We start from the raw sequence: 16,629 nt of genomic DNA, 5'->3' as shown, positions 1-16,629 counted from the left end.
GTGTGCGTCCGGCCAAGTCATTTCGCGAACTGAGCCATCCAGGCGATGATCTGGCGTTAGTACCAGCATTAGTGCTGGGATTAGATCGGGATCTTAGAGGTTGGCATGGCTCGCATGGAGATTATTTCAGGCATTGAACGCAGGCGGCGTTGGCCGTTGGAGGTAAAGCTGAGCATCCTGGCGGAAGCGGCTCAACCTGGCGCGCGTGTTTGCGATGTGGCACGTCGGCATGACGTTCATCCATCGCAAATCAGGGTCTGGCGCAGAACTCTCTGCAGTCGAGATGACGCACCGTCGTTCTTGCCGGTCCGTCTTGTTGACAACGATCCACTTCGGCAGATCCCATCCAATTTTCCCGTTAAGATGTCTGTGCAGATCTCGTTGCGCAACGGTCGCAGCCTGAAGGTGCCGGTAAACATCGAGCGAGAGACTTTGGCATCGTTGATCGCTTGTGTTGAAGCCGCATGATCGGGCCGTCAGGGAATATGCAGGTTTATCTGGCCTGCGGAGTGACCGACATGCGTCGCGGTATCGACGGATTGTCTGCACTGGTCGAGGGAGTGATCAGGCAAGCGCCTGGTTCTGGCGCGATCTTCGGGTTCCGCGGCAGGCGCGCCGACCGGATCAAGCTTTTATGGTGGGACGGCCAGGGGTTTTGCCTGTTTTACAAGGTTTTGGAACGCGGATACTTCCCATGGCCGGCGGCCAAAGATGGCGTTGTGCATCTGACGCAGGCTCAGTTGTCGATGCTCGTCGAGGGGATCGATTGGCGGCGACCGACATGGACTTCAGCGCCTCATCGCACGGGCTGAAAGCGTTATTTTGCAAGGGTGTCAGGGGTAAAATACTGGCGCTAAAGGGCCAAATCAGTTACATTTTTGGGTATGGAAACAACGGCGCCACAGGGTCAGGACGAGCTATCTGCACTGCGTGCACTGGTTGCTGAGCAGGCGGCGAAACTCGAGCGACAAGACGCCGAAGTTACCAAGCGCGATACCATAATCGACATTTTGCGCGCGCAGTTGGAGTTGCTGCGCCATCGACAGCATGGGGCCTCGTCCGAGAAAATAGACCGGAAGATCGAACAATTCGAACTGATGCTTGAGGAGATCGAAGCGTCCCGCGCCGAGGCTGAGGTTCGCTCTGGAAAGACACCTCTGCCGGAGCTGGAAGATGCCAGCGAAAAGCCAAAGCGCAAACCCTTGCCGGATGGGCTGCCGACAGACGAGCGGATCTATCCGGCGCCGTGCAATTGCCCGACCTGCGGCGGGACATCGTTCCTGAAAGCACCGGATAAGGTGGTCCAGGTCATGGAGCATGTGCCGGCATCCGTGAAGATTGTTCGCCATGTCGAAAAGCGCTTCGTTTGCAAGGACTGCGACACATCGGTGTCTGGCAAGATGCCGACCCTACCGATCGAGCGCGGCAAACCCGGTCCCGGATTGCTTGCCCATATCATGGTCGCCAAATTCGACGATCACATCCCACTTTACCGACTGTCGGAGATGTACGATCGGCTTGGGATCGATATCTCCCGTTCCGTGATGGCCGACTGGATGGGGCGTGCATCGGCTTTGCTCGGCCCCCTGATTTTGCTGATCAGAGCGCATATCGCGGCCGTCGATCGGATCCATACCGACGACACTCCGGTCGATGTTCTCGACCCTGGACGAGGAAAGACCAAGACCGGGAGGGTCTGGGTCTACGTCTTCGATGGGCGTGGCTATCAAGATCCCCGGCCCGGAGCGATCGCTTATTATTACAGCCCTGACCGCAAGGGGGTGCACCCGGCTGAACATCTTTCCAACTTCAGTGGCGTGATGCACGCGGACGGGTATGCTGGTTACAACAAGCTGTACGGCAATCAGATCATCGAGGCTGCCTGCATGGCGCATGTACGCCGCAAATTCCATGACGTGATCAAACTCAAGCCATCACCGATCGCGCAGGAAGCGCTGACGCGCATCGGTGCTCTCTACGATATCGAGGATCGTATCCGTGGCATGTTGCCTGACGAGAGACGGGATTTGCGCCAGCAGCATGCCAAACCCATCCTGGCCGAGCTGAAAGAGTGGATCGAGGATGTCCAGAAGACCCTGCCACAGAAACAGAAGCTGGCGGAAGCGATGCGGTATGCGCTGTCACGATGGTCAGCATTGAGCGTCTATCTTGATGACGGCCGGGTTGAAATCGACAACAACATAGCTGAGCGTGCCATGCGGCCGCTTGGTGTTGGAAGGCGAAACTGGTTGTTTGCGGGCTCAGACAAGGGTGGTGAGCGCATCGCAAATATCCTGAGCATCATCGAAACAGCAAAGCTCCACGGCCACAATCCGGAGGCGTATTTGACCGATGTCCTGTCACGCATTCAGGATCACCCCGCGGATCGCCTCGACGAGCTTTTGCCTTGGCGGTGGTCACCGTTAAAAGAATTGAACGAGGCGGCCTGATAGTTCGCTCAAAACAGGATTGAGTGATGCTGACCGAAAGTCCGCTCACCGGACGCTAACCGACAAAGTCGATGTCATCGTACAAACGCGACATGAGAAACGGATCCTAATACTGGCCAAACGACCCTAGTAATGGCCGTTTTGGATCCTGAAATTGGCCAATCCAAGGATTCGACTGATTCCGGGCACTGCAAAGTGCCCGGAAAATGCCTCAAGGAACAAACAGTGAAACAATCGCATCGGTGGATTATCATCTTCCGTGGATCAGTTTGGAGTTGAAACGCAAATGGCTAATACATGGAAGCATGATCGCGCAAAGGCAGCGATCGATGCACGCATCAAAGACGTCGAGACCGTTACGGTTCTGGACTACACACGAGATACGTCGCTGACGTCGATCCCGACGAACAAGGCCTATCGCGTGGATGTCTTCGCCTCGCCATACCCTACAAGGTTTTCGAGACGTGGAGGCGCTTCGACGTGAGGGGGCTGCACATCTGTCTCGACTGCAGCAAGTCGCGCGAGAACCTCTGAGACCGGTCTGCCTGGCCTGAATGCAGCAACGACCGCTGAAAAAGGATGCTCGAGAATCTTTCGCGCATCCGCCATGTCGACATTCTGGCCCGAGAACTCCTTCGCGGCGGCAGCCAGATGGAATGGTCTTACCTCACCCACGTCTACGACACGGTCGGCCGCGAGCTCGATTTCTCTTGGCAACGAATGTTCCGAGGGCCAGATGATGAGGATGGAATGTTTCAATTTGAGTTGGGCGCTGATCAGTTCGATATCAATGCCGCTCCTGTGGCCAAGCTTGGGCGTTGAGATCTCGAAGCTAGCAAGGCTGTGGGCGGTGCTCGTCAGAATGCTTGCTGCGGCGACATATTCATCGAGTTCGGAACCAAGAGGAATGCGGAGAACAATGACGATCTGCCGTTCGTTCTGACTTTTTTTGAACGCGCCGCCCAAGCGTGCCGCCGACTTGAGGGTGAGCGCGTAAGCCAATCGTTCAAGTGTCACCGTGCGGCGACGCCTACGGGAGTTTTCCATTCCAACCTCCCTAGCGCTGGAAACGACGGATGACCGTCTCGGGGTTGATCATCTCCTCGTCGAGATCGAGCGCGATCAATTGATGGAGGGCCATCCAAGAGATGCCTGTCAACGGCTTCACTTCAGTGAAAATATGCAGGCACTCTGCGACAGTCAGCGAGCGGACCTCATCAAGCGCGGATAGCATTCTGATTCGGTCGTTCAGAGGCGTCCTCGATTGGGCGTAACGGAGGAGGTCACGGGCGTTGGCAAGCCGGAAGCCAGCCTCGGTCTCTTTTCGCGGAAGGCCCCGATACTGGTGACCGGCAAGGGCAGCGCCTTCCTTGATCGCAGGATTTTCCTCGTCCTCGACAGCGTCAAGAAGGCAGGGTTTGCCGTGTTCATATTTCACAAGGAAATCCGGAACATATGGGCCGAGCTCGGTTTCGAACTCCAATGGCAAGCAAAGCCAAGCGACGACAGTCGGATCGACGTCGAGAATGCAGCCTAGGTCTCTCGCTGACCGCGACCGAAACATTGGGTCACCGGAGCACCGCACAGTGCCCTTGGGATAGAAAAGTTTCGAAGAAGCTTCGTCAAAAGCGGCATACAGTGCCGCTGACGTATCAAAATGCGGATGGCTCATCATGAACACCCTCGGTTAGATAAACATTGCCTGCGCCGCTTCGGAGCGGCCTGCCCGTTCAACCTATTCGAGATATGTTCAGCATCTTGATCATGCGGAACAAAATATGAACAAAAATAAGAAAGTCAATAGCGAATTCATTTAATCGGCATTTGCCTGTCGGGGCGCTGATGTAATCTTATCGCAAAAGCGTCGTGGTATAAGGGCCGGTTATTTCGACACAGCGGGATGGCCGCACTCGGAGGCCAAGGCTGATAGTTCCGAGGCGTCACAACTTCAGACGTCGGATAAGCCAGAACACATGAGGAAATCAGGGACGTCTAAAGGATTAGGATATCCTTGCGTCCGTCTGTTCACCAGGCGGGCTCCATGTGCCATCTACAATCTCCGTCTTCGGCCAGTAAGCGCGCAGATACAGCGAGAACTCTCCCGCAGGTGCGGGCAACCAATTCGGGTCATTTCCCTGACCCGGCGATTTCTCCTGAATGTAGAGCGTCAGTGAGCCATCATCTTTGTATTTCAAAGTCTTGGTCTTCGTTCCTAATGAGAAACGGGAAAGCGTTCGGAACAAAAAAGTGCTGAGCGTCGTGCATCGTGAGAGACCAGAAGCCATCCACAGGAGGCGTTTCGTACTTTTCAAAGGTCACGGTATAACTGCGCGCGGACATCGTCGGCATTGAAGGCTTCACCATTGCTGAAGGTGACGCCCTATTCAAACGCTGCCCAACTACATCCATGCCCTTATAAAAATATTTCGTTTCCGTCGAGGAATTGACCAAAATGTTGGACTTGGCGACAGCGGTTCGGGTCATAATCCGTTCCAAAAGCCGCATTTTTACCGGTGGTCGACCAGTTGTGTTGGAGCTGAACACCCCAGTTCCGAAACTGTTGCGATGGGCCGACAAGTTCGGCCTCTGTCTTTTGTGCCTCTTCGACAATGGCTGCCATCATGGCGGGGTTATCCGCTACGTCGAAGCAGTCTGGCTGCTCATTCTTCTTCGGCATCCTCCCTCTCTGTAGTCATGCTTTGGGCTCAAAAATGAGAGTCAATTATTTTTGTTTTGCCACTTGTTGAGGATCGTTGGGATATCTGTTTTTCGCGAATCCTCCTTGTTCAAATCTGCCTAGGGAGAATTGCTGAGTCTCACCTTGAGTTGTTTAGTAACAACCCTTCGCCGCCAAAACCGTTGGGACTGGCCATTGAAAGTGCGCGCGTTTTTATCAAGAATTAACTGTCAAATGTGTATTGGGTATCCAATATGAAAGCGCACCTAAATAATGTATAAATTGTCCGATGTCCCCTCCGATCAAATTAGACAATATTGCTTTGATTTGAATAAAGAGTTGTTGCCGCCCCTAACTGTAATGGTACAAGATCTACAGTGTTTCAAAAACCATACGGTTAGTTTAGAGGTACCTAATCGAGCAATAGTCGACAAGGCATCCGATTGGTCGCTCGAATGGAATTATTACTTTAACGATGAATGGCGAAAGGAACCCTGTCGCTTCGGTGTCGCTTTCATGGATGGTGCCAATTTATGTGGGCTCCTTCTCGGAAGGTTTGATCCAAGGCAATCCGCACTCAGGGTCTTCATGTTGGAAGGCAACCCTTCTTCTGCCCACGCGTTTAAAGGGTTCATATTAGAAATTGCCGATATGGCCTTGCAAGCCGCATCTGTACAGGCAGGTGTATCTAGTATAAGAATAGAGCAACCGACGCTCGAAACCATCAATCTCTACGAGCGGGTAGGATATTCGTTCATAGGCGGTCATCCTGGTTACTGTTTGAAGGTGTTAAGTCGATGAAAGCACTGGCATACAAAAATGAGACCGAAGAAAAGCGATTTGTCTTAGACGTCTCGCTGCTTAGCCGCACAGTGGATTTTTATCTGAAAGCGCGGAATGGTGATTTGGTGCGAGCCGAGCGTGATCCGGTTGCGGGCTCGAGTCGATTGAAAACCGATGCTTGATGCACAGTCCGCACTGGATGTGGATCGTCTTTCCAATAAATCGCGGACTTGGGCGATCCTCGCGTAACCAATTTCCGCAACGTGTCCTCGCAAGACTAGCTGCGTCGTCAGGTCGTTCGTGGGTTGTGCAATCGGCTGAGGCGACGCGCAAGATCGGTTCCGCTGAGCCTCGCTCCGCAGCCGAAGAACTTCTCACGAAGACTTCCAGTGTCGTAGGCCGTTTTATATCGGCCTCTTTTTTGTAGCTCTGGAACAAGAAGATCGACTATGTCCTCGTAACTTCCTGGCATAGTGGCGTAGGACAGATTGAAACCATCTAGATCGGTGTCCTCGACCCACTCCTCAATCATATTCGCCACGGTGACAGGCGATCCGACGAAAACCGGTCCCCTGCCACCGATTCCGCACCACTCGACGATCTCGCGTATAGTCCAATCCTTTGAAGGATCAGCACTTGTGAAGGCCTCCAACACCGATTGCGCCATCTGTGTTTTGGCATAGCGAAGCGGTTTATCGTATGGCAGTTGTCCGAGATCTATGCCCATTGCCCCCGAAAAGATCGCAAGAACTGCATCTCGGTCCACAAAGCTCATTAGGCGGGCATACTCATCTTGTGCCTCCTCATCCGACGCACGCAAGATTATCGTCTGCATATTGAATATGAGAACGCTTCGAGGATCGCGGCCCTCCTCCCCAACCTGACTGCGGATATCGGATACAACGGTCCGCATAACTGATTTCGAAGGGCACCCGGTGAAGACGCACTCTGCGTGGCGCGCAGCAAATCGCTTCCCGCGTCCTGAGCTGCCGGCTTGAAAAAGGACCGGCGTTCTTTGTGGCGATGGCTCACTGAGATGGATGCCGGGAACCTTGAAGAATCGACCCTCGTGGAGGATAGGATCGACCCTCTTTGCGTCCGCGAAATTCGTTCCCGCGCCGCAGACCGCATCCTCATGCCAGCTCGCCTCCCAGAGCTTGTAAACGACCTCGAGATACTCATCTGCCATGTCATACCGTTGATCGTGGTCTGTTATCTTATCTTGTCCAAGATTGCGTGCGGCACTCTCAAGGTACGAGGTCACGATATTCCACGCGATCCTCCCTTTGGTTAGGTGATCAAGTGTGGACATCCGTCGGGCAAAGGGGAAAGGATGCTCGAACGATACGGAGGCGGTCAGGCCGAAACCTATGTGTTCGGTTGCATGAGCCATAACGGGTATCAACGGAAGCGGGTCGTTAACGGGAATCTGAGCAGCCATCCGTAGCGAGGGTTCCACGGAGTCTTGATAGGTGTCGTAAACTCCAAGGATATCTGCCAAAAAGATCGCGTCGAAGTAACCCCTTTCGAGGGTCTGCGCCAAGCGCACCCAATGCCCCAGATCGTTGTAGTCTCGTGATCTGTCACCCACCGTCCTCCATAAGCCAGGAGATAGATGGCTGATGCAATTCATTAAAAAGGCGTTGAACCTGACTTGCTTCATATGGTCTTACACCTTTGAACGAGATTGTTTTTCGACCTCGACCGGCCTTTTAGGAAAGTAAGCCTGCGCGCCGGATTACGTGAGCCGTTGCGAGCATATCGAATGCCCCGTGTCCCGACGAACTGAACACCGTGCGGCCAACAGGAAGGCGCGCTCGAAGTCTCATCATTTCTTCGAGAACAATTCCCGAACGATGAGTTGGCCCGGCTTCCTGAACAGCGGTGTCTACATCCTCGACGAGGAGGATGGAATCTTTCAAGGCGAGCGGATCAAGCTCGGTCGTCTCGTGGGAGCGTGCACCCATGCAGTTTACGTGCACACTCTCTACAAGCCAGCCCGCATCAATCAGTGCTTGTCGCGATGTAGTGGACGTTGCCACCACCATCTTGTTTCGTACCGCTTCTTCGACTGATCCTGAGAAGGAGAGCGGCGTATGGAAATTGTGTCGTTCGGCGAGATTGCGTCGGAGCATCTCTGCAGATCCGCTACTGCGTGCATAGACCGAAATTTCCGATAACTGTCGTACCCTAGCGATCCCGACGATCTGTGCGCAAGCAAGCGCTCCTGCGCCGACAACTCCAAGGGAGTGCGCGTCCGATGCTGAGCAGTATCGGGTCACTACAGCCGTAAGAGCGGCGCACTTCAGGTGCGTAATGCCGCAGCCGTCAACGGTTGCGATGGCGCGGCCAGTCACAGCGTCGAAAGCAGCGACAAGCGTATTGACGGATGCTGCCTTGTCGCCGCCCCCCGGTTTGATCACTGTTCCAAGTTTCGTGGTGAACAGCCCGAGATCAGGTGAGTAGGAGGGCATTGCGACTAGCAGCCCCTCGCCCGACTGCGTCGACAAGAGTGTTCGGAGCGGGGTTTGCATTCGGTGACGGACACCTAGAGATAAGAAGGCATCCATATCTTCAATAAGCTCGTCTAGATCGGCCGCTTGGTCGATGTCTTTCCGATCAAGATGCCGCAACTTCATTGCCTTCTGGAGTATAGCCGGGTCTGGCAGGTATGAGCGCATGCCTTACGAAACTCATGAAGATCATGTCGTCCGCAGTTTTTCCGACCGTGCTGAAAGAAACGATTCCGCAGTTCTCTCGTGACCCCGACTTCCGTTTACCTTTAACAGTTGTCTCGGCGTGGATTGTGTCACCGACGAAAACCGGCCTTATCAACCTTACCTCGTCCCATCCAAGGTTAGCGATCGCTTTCGCACTTGTACTGCGGGTGGTCATTCCGGTGATGATCGAGAGTGTGACGAGGCTTGACACCACCGGCCGACCGAATTCAGTACGCGAGGCGTAGTCGCTATCGATATGAAGCGGGTGGACGTTGTGGCAAAGTAGGGACATCCATGTGTTATCCGCTTCAGTAACAGTGCGTGAAGGTCGGTGGACTATGACATCACCTATGTTGAACTCGTCGTAGTAAAGTCCTTGGCGCTCGACATATCGGTTGGCTTCGTCTCGGTCGAAAGCATTGATGCTCCTCATGATGGTGAGCTCACCGCCGCCAGAATATTCTGCGCGCGACGGAGAAAAGGCGGCCCGATCATCGATCCATCCAAAGTTCCGATACTCGTCGCGCTGTCTTCGGCGGCCTGAACTACCTTGATGGCCCAAGAAATCGCTTCGGCGTCGGGACGAAAGACTTCATTGATCGTAGCAACTTGTTTCGGGTGCACCGCAAATTTTCCGGTGAACCCCATCTTGTTGGCGCGTTCGCAATCTTGTCGCAGCATGTGCTGGTTCTGTAGATCGAAGGATGGAGAGTCTATCGCCTGGAGCTCGCATGCCTTGGCGGCATTGACTATCGACCATCGGGCGTGAAGCATCAGGTCCCACTCCATACCTGTGCCCAACGCCATTGAATAGTCGGCAGCGCCGAAGGCGAGGGCTTTCAATCGTCGACTGGCGGTCGAGATTTCGAGAGCGCTCGCCACGCCCCGTGGCGTTTCGATCAATGCGACAAGGCCCGTTTCCACTCCCGCGTCGTCGAGTAATTCATCGAGCAGCCGGAAGCACCTCGCAGATTCTGCTTTCGGAACGAATACGAGATCGGGCGTGACCTCAGATGAAAGGACGCAGACGAGGTCTCGAAGACTGTCCATGGATGGGAAAGAATTGATGCGCACAGCAGTCCGCGCCCGCACCGTCGCGTCCGTCAACGACCCCCAATGCCGCCGCGCAACCGATTTTTCTTGGGCCGGCACGGCGTCCTCAAGGTCGAACATCACCGCGTCGGCAGGTATAGTTCTGGTCCCCTGATATCGATCAAGGCGGGTTCCCGGCGTTATTAGCACGCTCTTGATAGTCATTTTGCACCTTCTCCACTTAGTATCATACCGCGCTTGTGCTGACTTCTTGGGATAATGCGTCGGCGAAGGCGATAATGTCTTCAGACCTGTGGTCGGCTCTGATCATCACTCGGAGCCCTTCTCTTCCACGCGGCGTAATCGGAAAGTACACAGGGGCACAGTAAAAACCCCGCTCCAACAGTCTCTGCGAGATATCCATCGCGACCTGTGCGTCCCCAGTGGTCACCATCCTGATCGGCAGTTCGCCTCCAGCAAGGGCGGTTGGATATGCCTCGTCGAATGTCCTGATATTGCTCTGCAAATTCTGCTGCAGCTCGAGTAACTCACCGCTTTTGTGGATGCTGACGCCCGCGACGATACTGCCGAGACTCGCAGTTGTAAGGCTTTGAGACCAAGTGAGAGGTCCGCCGTTCGTCGTGTTCAAAAACGAGGTATCGAAGCCCTTATGCAGCATAGCCACGCCGCCTGAGCATCCGAACCCCTTGTTCAACGACGCGCTGATGACAGTAAGCGGGTTCACCTCGTCTAGCTGAGATCTAACGAAACCCTCCCCGCTTGCACCGAGCACTGAGAGAGAATGCGAGTCGTCGAACCAAAGAAACAGACCATACTTATCCTGCAGGTAGCGTAAGTCTCGCAGTATCGTGGTTCCACCCAGAGAATACGCGCCGTCGGCAACGTAGGCTACACGCTGTTCGCGTTTGCATATATCTTCAAGAAAATTGATGTCGTTGTGGGGGGCGACAAGCACTGGAGCTTCGTCGGCGCAAATAGGTTTTACCATCTCCATGCAGAAATGAGCATGCCGATCGAACACGGTCACACGGGGCAACCCGTCCACGAGATGCCCTGACGAAACGAGAGGGAGGAGCGCCGACGTCATCACGGAGCACGAAAGCCCAATTACGCATGTCGCGTCGAAAAGATCAGATAGACCTTGTTCGGCGCTTCGCGCCAGTGACGGGCGCATCCGCGTCGGCGCGATGGCGAGCCCGGTGATCGCTTCATCGAGTAACGCATCTATCGACCCCTGAACAATCGCTGCATGCCGGTTGAGCCCGAGATACGAGTAGCTGCTCATATTGACAAACTTGGTTTCGGTTCCGGGCAGAGAATGCCCAACACGATCGGTGTGCACGAATAAATCGACGAGCCCCCTCGCCTTTGCGATCTGCCAGTTCTCGTAGCTCAACGCCGTCATTTTCGCCGTGTTTCTGAACTTGTTTCGGATATCGACGGTCATTTCCATTGGCTAAACCTTCCTGATTGGGACGAGGCAGATGAATGCAGGGAAGCGTTATACGGGGCTGAAGAGCCAGCGCTTCGAAGGAACCGCACGAATGATCGCTCGGGCAGCTAAAGAACAAGGTTGTCAACCGGGGCTTGAACGCAATCGTAGAAGCGAGACCACTGCTGGAGCAGTTTGCACCAAGATCAACCTGAAAAAGTGCAGCTTCATTATGAACGACGCTTCGAGGCCAGAAGAAATCGCAATGATAGCTACGCTTTCCACTCCGCCCGGCACGTAGGACAGGGACATGGTTGCGAAGTCCAGGTGCAGCAACACCTTCGCAAGCCAGGCGACTCCCGCCGATGTTAACAGCATAAGGACGATCGCGATCGTGCCCGGCATGAGGCTGGACCTAAACTCCGCAAGACCGGCATCTTTGATTCTTATCGTGATCAGAAGCGCGAGAAGTATTTCGCAGACGACGAGAGACCAGTGCGGAAGGTCTACACTGGCGGAAAAACCTGACCGGAGCCCCACCGCCGTAAAGAATGTGGCGACGAGCATGTAAGGGGCGGGAACCTTGCACATCTCCAGCGTCCGGCCGACCACTAGGCTCGCCAGCGCGACTGCACCGACAGCGATCCAATTCCATATTCCTGTTGAGCCAGGCGTCCCGGCGTCGGACGACGAATGAATCATTGCGCTCGCGGCGACAGTCAGCACGATCAACCTCAGAACATGCACCATGATTACTCGTGGGGATGCAGATGCCCTGTCGAACAGATCGAGGACGGCAGCCATCGCGCCAGGATATGAGGCGAGGACGGCATCTGTTGCCGTCCAGCCGGATACAATTCTAAGCCAGAAAAAGCTTATCGCTATCTGCAACATCAGGCACATCGCCAGGAGACAGGCAGCAGCAGCCAGCTTGCCAGTTATGGCAAGATCTCCGGCGGCGAAGAGCGCTCCGAGTTCTATTCCGATGGTAATTTGTACATACTGCAAACTACCGGCTAGGACTTCGGCGCGGCGGTAGAGCCTGCATATTACAAGCGACGCCAAAAGCCCGCCGATCAAAAGTCCGTTCGGTATACCTACCGCTTCGAACACCAACCCGCCAGCAGCGGTTACCGATAGCGGAAATGCGACTGCCCAAACTCTAGAAAGCTCTTGGATATTCATGGCCCGACACCTCGACCAAGATCAGCAGGCGCCGCGTGCGAGAAGATCATTGTGTTTGGCGGGCCATTTCTCGACTGCTCGAAAGTAGCTTCTCGTCCAGTCGTGAGCTTACCGATAGCGAGCGCTATGCGATGAGCCTGGGTTTGAATGATGTCGATGTTGCTAGCACTGAAAAACGCCCCGGCGGTGGGATGGCCCAACGAAAATAGCGAGCTGCCTTCACCTTTGCCGATCACCCGGCACGTATCGATGTCTACCTGCAGCCCGCCGAATTCGTGAGGCTGCGCGGCACCCGACTTAAACATGCTCGAATAGAGAGGGGATTCAAGTGTTGGAGAAGGCCCAGTTGCGTTGACGAGAAAATCTGCCCTAAACACCCCTTGACGCGTCTTGAGGGTGAAGCCTCCTTTGTCCCCTCCTACGCTCTGCAATCCCTGTCGAAAGATGAGTCTCCCGGACGCCATATATGCATCGACGCGCTCTCGCTTTTGCGGCGGCACTGGCACGCGTGCTGCGTTCCAGATAGACGACCAGGTCTTTTTGAACCTAAGCGCCTCCTCCGCGGTAAGCGCATCCCAAAAAATCGGCGCGAGATTGTTCATCGAGGCCAGTATCGAATATATTCTTCGCTTGAGGTTCTGATCTCTTTGCCAGGCGGACGATCTCAGCATACGGCCGACCGTAATCGGTACGCCTTGCGCTTCAAATTCCAGATCGATGATCCGGGCGACGTCCGTCAGCTTCAATCCGCGGTCGAGAACCCTGCCCCGCAGCAGCTCTTCAGAGAGGCTGACAAGAGTGATGTGCTCGTAGGTGTCGCTTGAAAGCGGAAGACCGGATTTCCTACTGTAGAGGGTCACTCGTCTGCCGTCGTCGCGGTCGAGAATCGCTACTGCGGCGTCGATCGCGGAAAGTCTAGCTCCGAGGACCGCAATTTCTCCACTAGCGCTCTGCCTAAACTGTGAAGTCGGGTATGGGTCCGCTATGAAGCCCTTAAGCCCGGATAATCCGTAGGCGTCCTTTGGCGCCTCGTTGCCCGTCGCAAGGATGGCTGCATCGTAGTCCCGCCGTGTCCGCGCAGTGACCGAGACGCCGTCCACTGCTTCGTCAACCGACACTACTCTTTCTTTCAGGAACCGCGGAGCTCGGCAACTGCGCTCGATCGCGGCGGTCAGTGCCGAATTCACGAAATTTCCGAACAATCTACGCGCAACATACTCGTCGGAGTTGCTCGCCAGCCATCTTTTGAAGTCACCCTTCTCGGAGAAATACATCAAACTCGCGGGTCTATTCAGCAAATTTGATCCATCATCTACCTGGTAAGCATAGCCCCTTCCGACACTCCCATTTTCGTCATAGACGTCGATCGTCAAGCACGAATCGTACTTGTCCAGTAGGCGCTTGAGGACTAACGCGCCGCCGTAGCCGCAACCAATGATAGCTATCTTCATATTCGCTCCAGGGAAGAAAGAAGAACGCCGAATTACTGTTGCCAGACGAAGTTGGTGGCGACCCAAGCATCGAATTCGTTCAACCTGCTCGCGACATGGGCTTCGGTCGCACCCTCGACGACGGCGCACACCACTTCCCCGTTGGTCAGCTTCATCTTTTCGTATTTTTTGCCGCGCTGACCCGTGATGTTGTAGGAGCGTATGAAGTCGTGTTGGGGGCTGTCAGGGAAATCGATGAGAACCCCTTCGCGTGGAGGCACCGCGATGTACCCCACCAATGCTTTGGGCTCCAAGGTCACACCCCGAAGCGCAGAAAAACCTCTCTCGGCCTTGATAAATTCAAGCCGCGGGTTGATACCGAACGCTTCTATAACTTCTTGATTGACGCCGTTTCCTCCCAGCCGAGAGGCTATCTCGCAAACCACGAGTTCGCCGTCGACTACGAACAATTCAAGATAAAACAGGAAGTTTCTTGGCGACGGCAGCGCCTCTTCGAGAATGCGTTTCGTGAGTTGGACTGCCTCCTTGCGTAGCTCGCTGTCACGATCAAGCATCGCGACGCCCAGACTCTCGCCGTCGAGGAAAGCTAGGCAGCCGATGTTCGCTCTTACCGGAGTAATGAAAACAGCTTCGCCGTCCACGTATAAGCCATTCACATGCAGCATCGGCGCTTCCACGAATTTCTCGACCATGAGATTCTGGAAGGTCGTGGCGTCCATGGTGGATATGTAGCCTAGGAAGTCAGCATGGTCTCGCAGAACACAGACGCCGCCCGAGCCTCTTCCATCTCGTGGCTTCGCGACGACGGGATAGCCATGAGTGTCGACGAAGTCCTTCAGCTCAAGTGCGCTTTGAAAGGTCCGCATCGGATGGATTTTTATTCCATGTTCGGCCAGCCGCTGTTTCATGAGGAACTTGTCGCGGAAATACTGCGTGTTCTGCTCGTGTTTCGTCGTGGAGAAGTTCAAACGGTCTCTTACGCGAGCGGCACGCAACAGGTCTACTTCCGCCAGGGCGATCACGAGATCGGTTTCCAGATCCGTCGCGACGTCCAGCGCACGAAGCTCGACCGCCGGATTATCGTTGAAGTTATCGAAAAACTCCATGCGATCGACCATGTTCGGGAGGTGCTTCCCCAGCGCGTCGCGGCCGCCTGCTGATGTCAGTATGACAAACTTCTCTCCCAGCGTTTCCAACCATTCCGATTGCGGGGTTTCCAGGAGGATCTTGGTTGGGACGAAGAGGACAACTGGCTTGGACATTATGAAAACCCTATCAAGACTACGAGATTAGGTCCGTCCAGATTTGCAGGATGCGCGGCGCGCGCTCGTTACCAAGCATAGGCACTAATCGACGCGTCACAGTCAGTGGCACACGACTGCCACGAAGCTCGTTCACTAACCATCACTTGAAATCTGAAAGGGATACTATGTATGAGTGTTTTGCTGGCCGTATATGCCGCGGTCGTGCGGAAAGAGCAAAATAGATTGTCGAAGGGTACCATAAGCAGGGCTAATGGCATGACGCAGAAACTACCTCATCTAACGTCCGTCCGCGCATTCGAGGCCGCCGCGCGCCATCTCAATTTCACACGCGCCGCAGAGGAACTTGGAATAACCCAGGCTGCCGTAAGCCAGCAAGTCAGGGCGCTTGAGACGACAACAGGACAACAGTTATTCGCCCGAGGCGCGGGAAAGCTTGCGTTGACACCTGCAGGAGAGGCTTTGGCAGAGGGCGTGTCGGAGGCATTTGACCTTCTCCGGACGGCCTTCAAAGAGTTCCGCGATCGCGATGAGAACAACTTGTCAATCTCTGTTCTACCAAGCCTCGCGGCGACTTGGCTCACGCCTAGGCTCAAACATTATCAATCGGCCTACCCGTTGATTGCGTTGAAGGTCCAAGCGTCGCATATGCAGCCTCTCGACGTGAACGGGAATGACATTGGGATCTGGACGGGAGTAGGAAACTGGCCAAATCTGCGTTCACATGAACTGTTTCCGATAAGTTTTACCCCGATGTGCAGCCCCGACTTTCTGGCGAAGAATGGGCCACTGTTTAATCCCCCGGACCTCTTGGGTGTACCTCTGATCGCCCGTTATGACCCTTGGTGGAAGCTTTGGTTTTCTGCGGCCGGGTTTCCTGACGCTCCTATCCCGGAGGGGCCGGATATCTCCTTTGGCGCCCAAAACCTCGAATATCTTTCTGCGGTAAACGGAGAGGGTGTGGCTCTATTGACGCCCTATCTGTTTCGAGAGGATCTGGTCCGAGGGCGGTTGGTCATGCTCTCCGACGTGATCGCTGATGACGGTCGCTCTTACTGGCTCGTTTATCAGGAGGCGCGACGACGCTCTTCCAAGATAGCCACTTTCAAAAACTGGGTCCTCGCAGAGGCGCAGGCTAGTCGCGCGCTTGACGTCAGCTCTTTTCGCTATGTGGGCAGCAAACCCCACAGCTAGAACTTGGCTTGTGATCGCTGGGCCGAGACGCAGACTGCCTGAAAGAGGTTTCCTACCCCACCGCTTCTAGTTTGAAGGCGCGTCGTCTGGTTGAGGGCAAAGGTTCACCACAAAATTCACCACTTTGGCAGAAGACATTTCGCAGGGTTTAAGAGTAGGACGCCTCCCTGAGGCGAGATAGAAGTTGAACGACACAACGTCGTTACCAGAGAGCTGCTCGGCGTAGAGCCAGATGCGTCTTTGATCGTCGGATCGGCGCACTGTTACACCCCACCTATCACCTTCAGATTCCACCGTGCAGAAACCCGTAGGGAGACGCGCTAGACATCGCTGGAACTCTGGCAAGTCGTCGTGGGAACAGACACTACAACTCTTCGTCGTCATCTAGGGTACCTGGGAGTTTAGCCCAGTCCTTTACAGGC

At 54.7% G+C, this 16,629-nt stretch carries 17 protein-coding genes and 1 pseudogene; 6 read left to right on the top strand and 12 right to left on the bottom strand.

Translation table 11 applies throughout. The features are described 5' to 3' along the window. Nucleotides 1-105: 105 nt before the first annotated feature. From tnpA to tnpC, 3 genes are all read left to right on the top strand, one after another. Nucleotides 106-468: an IS66-like element accessory protein TnpA gene (gene tnpA / locus RRU01S_RS25650; RefSeq protein ID WP_081880142.1), complete on the top strand. Its 363-nt coding sequence runs from the start codon at nt 106-108 to the stop codon at nt 466-468. Continuing rightward, nucleotides 465-812 carry an IS66 family insertion sequence element accessory protein TnpB gene (gene tnpB, locus RRU01S_RS23935; RefSeq protein WP_045232737.1) on the top strand — a complete coding sequence of 116 codons (348 nt, stop codon included), beginning with the start codon at nt 465-467 and terminating at the stop codon, nt 810-812. The genes tnpA and tnpB overlap by 4 nt, the downstream gene beginning before the upstream one ends. 72 nt (nt 813-884) lie before the next feature. Continuing rightward, the gene (tnpC, locus tag RRU01S_RS23930) at nt 885-2,450 is read left to right on the top strand and encodes an IS66 family transposase (RefSeq protein ID WP_045232736.1); all 1,566 of its coding nucleotides are present in this window, start codon (nt 885-887) and stop codon (nt 2,448-2,450) included. A gap of 414 nt (nt 2,451-2,864) precedes the next feature. On the opposite strand, the gene RRU01S_RS26295 is transcribed toward tnpC, so the two are convergent. After that, entirely contained in the window at nt 2,865-3,497 is a 633-nt protein-coding gene (locus tag RRU01S_RS26295; protein WP_045232735.1) for a hypothetical protein, read from the bottom strand. A gap of 10 nt (nt 3,498-3,507) precedes the next feature. Next, nucleotides 3,508-3,684 (bottom strand): hypothetical protein, encoded by a 177-nt coding sequence (locus RRU01S_RS26650; RefSeq protein ID WP_234936261.1) that lies wholly within the window; start codon nt 3,682-3,684, stop codon nt 3,508-3,510. A 30-nt stretch (nt 3,685-3,714) separates the two neighbouring features. Here RRU01S_RS26650 and RRU01S_RS26645 point away from each other — a divergent pair, with 30 nt between their 5' ends. Beyond that, complete coding sequence (locus RRU01S_RS26645; RefSeq protein ID WP_234936262.1) at nt 3,715-3,987, top strand: hypothetical protein; 273 nt, start codon at nt 3,715-3,717, stop codon at nt 3,985-3,987. Between the two features lie 463 nt (nt 3,988-4,450). Here RRU01S_RS26645 and RRU01S_RS26640 read toward each other — a convergent pair. Together RRU01S_RS26640 and RRU01S_RS26635 are read right to left on the bottom strand one after the other, a co-directional pair. Next, nucleotides 4,451-4,790: pseudogene (locus tag RRU01S_RS26640) on the bottom strand (DUF1214 domain-containing protein). Between the two features lie 73 nt (nt 4,791-4,863). Continuing rightward, complete coding sequence (locus tag RRU01S_RS26635; RefSeq protein WP_052816255.1) at nt 4,864-5,127, bottom strand: hypothetical protein; 264 nt, start codon at nt 5,125-5,127, stop codon at nt 4,864-4,866. A gap of 797 nt (nt 5,128-5,924) precedes the next feature. Here RRU01S_RS26635 and RRU01S_RS26290 point away from each other — a divergent pair. Continuing rightward, a complete protein-coding gene (locus RRU01S_RS26290) occupies nt 5,925-6,092 on the top strand; it encodes a hypothetical protein (protein WP_165572272.1) in 168 nt (55 codons plus the stop codon). Between the two features lie 107 nt (nt 6,093-6,199). On the opposite strand, the gene RRU01S_RS23905 is transcribed toward RRU01S_RS26290, so the two are convergent. The 8 genes from RRU01S_RS23905 to RRU01S_RS23870 all read right to left on the bottom strand — a co-directional run bounded on the left by RRU01S_RS23905 (nt 6,200) and on the right by RRU01S_RS23870 (nt 15,013). Then, a complete protein-coding gene (locus RRU01S_RS23905) occupies nt 6,200-7,573 on the bottom strand; it encodes an LLM class flavin-dependent oxidoreductase (RefSeq protein ID WP_045232733.1) in 1,374 nt (457 codons plus the stop codon). 49 nt (nt 7,574-7,622) lie between these two features. Further along, nucleotides 7,623-8,543, bottom strand: a complete 921-nt coding sequence (locus tag RRU01S_RS23900; protein WP_165572271.1) for an ornithine cyclodeaminase family protein — start codon at nt 8,541-8,543, stop codon at nt 7,623-7,625. Beyond that, nucleotides 8,530-9,063: a MaoC family dehydratase gene (locus tag RRU01S_RS23895; RefSeq protein WP_045232731.1), complete on the bottom strand. Its 534-nt coding sequence runs from the start codon at nt 9,061-9,063 to the stop codon at nt 8,530-8,532. The genes RRU01S_RS23900 and RRU01S_RS23895 overlap by 14 nt, the downstream gene beginning before the upstream one ends. Further along, nucleotides 9,060-9,887: an HpcH/HpaI aldolase/citrate lyase family protein gene (locus RRU01S_RS23890; RefSeq protein ID WP_045232730.1), complete on the bottom strand. Its 828-nt coding sequence runs from the start codon at nt 9,885-9,887 to the stop codon at nt 9,060-9,062. The genes RRU01S_RS23895 and RRU01S_RS23890 overlap by 4 nt, the downstream gene beginning before the upstream one ends. Before the next feature lie 22 nt (nt 9,888-9,909). Beyond that, complete coding sequence (locus RRU01S_RS23885) at nt 9,910-11,136, bottom strand: aminotransferase class I/II-fold pyridoxal phosphate-dependent enzyme (RefSeq protein ID WP_045232729.1); 1,227 nt, start codon at nt 11,134-11,136, stop codon at nt 9,910-9,912. Between the two features lie 123 nt (nt 11,137-11,259). Next, nucleotides 11,260-12,300 carry an AbrB family transcriptional regulator gene (locus RRU01S_RS23880; protein ID WP_045232728.1) on the bottom strand — a complete coding sequence of 347 codons (1,041 nt, stop codon included), beginning with the start codon at nt 12,298-12,300 and terminating at the stop codon, nt 11,260-11,262. Next, nucleotides 12,297-13,751, bottom strand: coding sequence for an FAD/NAD(P)-binding protein (locus RRU01S_RS23875; protein ID WP_045232727.1), 1,455 nt, complete (start codon nt 13,749-13,751; stop codon nt 12,297-12,299). Before RRU01S_RS23875 ends, RRU01S_RS23880 begins: the two co-directional genes overlap by 4 nt. Nucleotides 13,752-13,783: 32 nt before the next feature. Then, nucleotides 13,784-15,013 (bottom strand): ATP-grasp domain-containing protein, encoded by a 1,230-nt coding sequence (locus RRU01S_RS23870; RefSeq protein WP_045232726.1) that lies wholly within the window; start codon nt 15,011-15,013, stop codon nt 13,784-13,786. Between the two features lie 258 nt (nt 15,014-15,271). On the opposite strand from RRU01S_RS23870, the gene RRU01S_RS23865 reads away from it, so the two are divergent. Next, nucleotides 15,272-16,207, top strand: a complete 936-nt coding sequence (locus RRU01S_RS23865) for a LysR substrate-binding domain-containing protein (RefSeq protein ID WP_045232747.1) — start codon at nt 15,272-15,274, stop codon at nt 16,205-16,207. The last annotated feature ends 422 nt before the right edge of the window (nt 16,208-16,629 follow it).

Origin of the sequence: Agrobacterium rubi TR3 = NBRC 13261 (assembly GCF_000739935.1) — a bacterium.
GTDB lineage: Bacteria > Pseudomonadota > Alphaproteobacteria > Rhizobiales > Rhizobiaceae > Agrobacterium > Agrobacterium rubi.
This window is presented reverse-complemented; position numbering and strand designations above follow the sequence as displayed.

Coding starts and splice junctions, on each gene's coding strand:
- tnpA (WP_081880142.1), top strand. CDS start 106: ATGGCTCGCATGGAGATTATTTCAGGCATTGAACGCAGGCGGCGTTGG.
- tnpB (WP_045232737.1), top strand. CDS start 465: ATGATCGGGCCGTCAGGGAATATGCAGGTTTATCTGGCCTGCGGAGTG.
- RRU01S_RS23890 (WP_045232730.1), bottom strand. CDS start 9,887: ATGACTATCAAGAGCGTGCTAATAACGCCGGGAACCCGCCTTGATCGA.
- RRU01S_RS23880 (WP_045232728.1), bottom strand. CDS start 12,300: ATGAATATCCAAGAGCTTTCTAGAGTTTGGGCAGTCGCATTTCCGCTA.
- RRU01S_RS23875 (WP_045232727.1), bottom strand. CDS start 13,751: ATGAAGATAGCTATCATTGGTTGCGGCTACGGCGGCGCGTTAGTCCTC.
- RRU01S_RS26650 (WP_234936261.1), bottom strand. CDS start 3,684: ATGCTATCCGCGCTTGATGAGGTCCGCTCGCTGACTGTCGCAGAGTGC.
- RRU01S_RS26295 (WP_045232735.1), bottom strand. CDS start 3,497: ATGGAAAACTCCCGTAGGCGTCGCCGCACGGTGACACTTGAACGATTG.
- RRU01S_RS26635 (WP_052816255.1), bottom strand. CDS start 5,127: ATGCCGAAGAAGAATGAGCAGCCAGACTGCTTCGACGTAGCGGATAAC.
- tnpC (WP_045232736.1), top strand. CDS start 885: ATGGAAACAACGGCGCCACAGGGTCAGGACGAGCTATCTGCACTGCGT.
- RRU01S_RS23895 (WP_045232731.1), bottom strand. CDS start 9,063: ATGAGGAGCATCAATGCTTTCGACCGAGACGAAGCCAACCGATATGTC.
- RRU01S_RS23865 (WP_045232747.1), top strand. CDS start 15,272: ATGACGCAGAAACTACCTCATCTAACGTCCGTCCGCGCATTCGAGGCC.
- RRU01S_RS23905 (WP_045232733.1), bottom strand. CDS start 7,573: ATGAAGCAAGTCAGGTTCAACGCCTTTTTAATGAATTGCATCAGCCAT.
- RRU01S_RS23885 (WP_045232729.1), bottom strand. CDS start 11,136: ATGGAAATGACCGTCGATATCCGAAACAAGTTCAGAAACACGGCGAAA.
- RRU01S_RS26290 (WP_165572272.1), top strand. CDS start 5,925: ATGAAAGCACTGGCATACAAAAATGAGACCGAAGAAAAGCGATTTGTC.
- RRU01S_RS23870 (WP_045232726.1), bottom strand. CDS start 15,013: ATGTCCAAGCCAGTTGTCCTCTTCGTCCCAACCAAGATCCTCCTGGAA.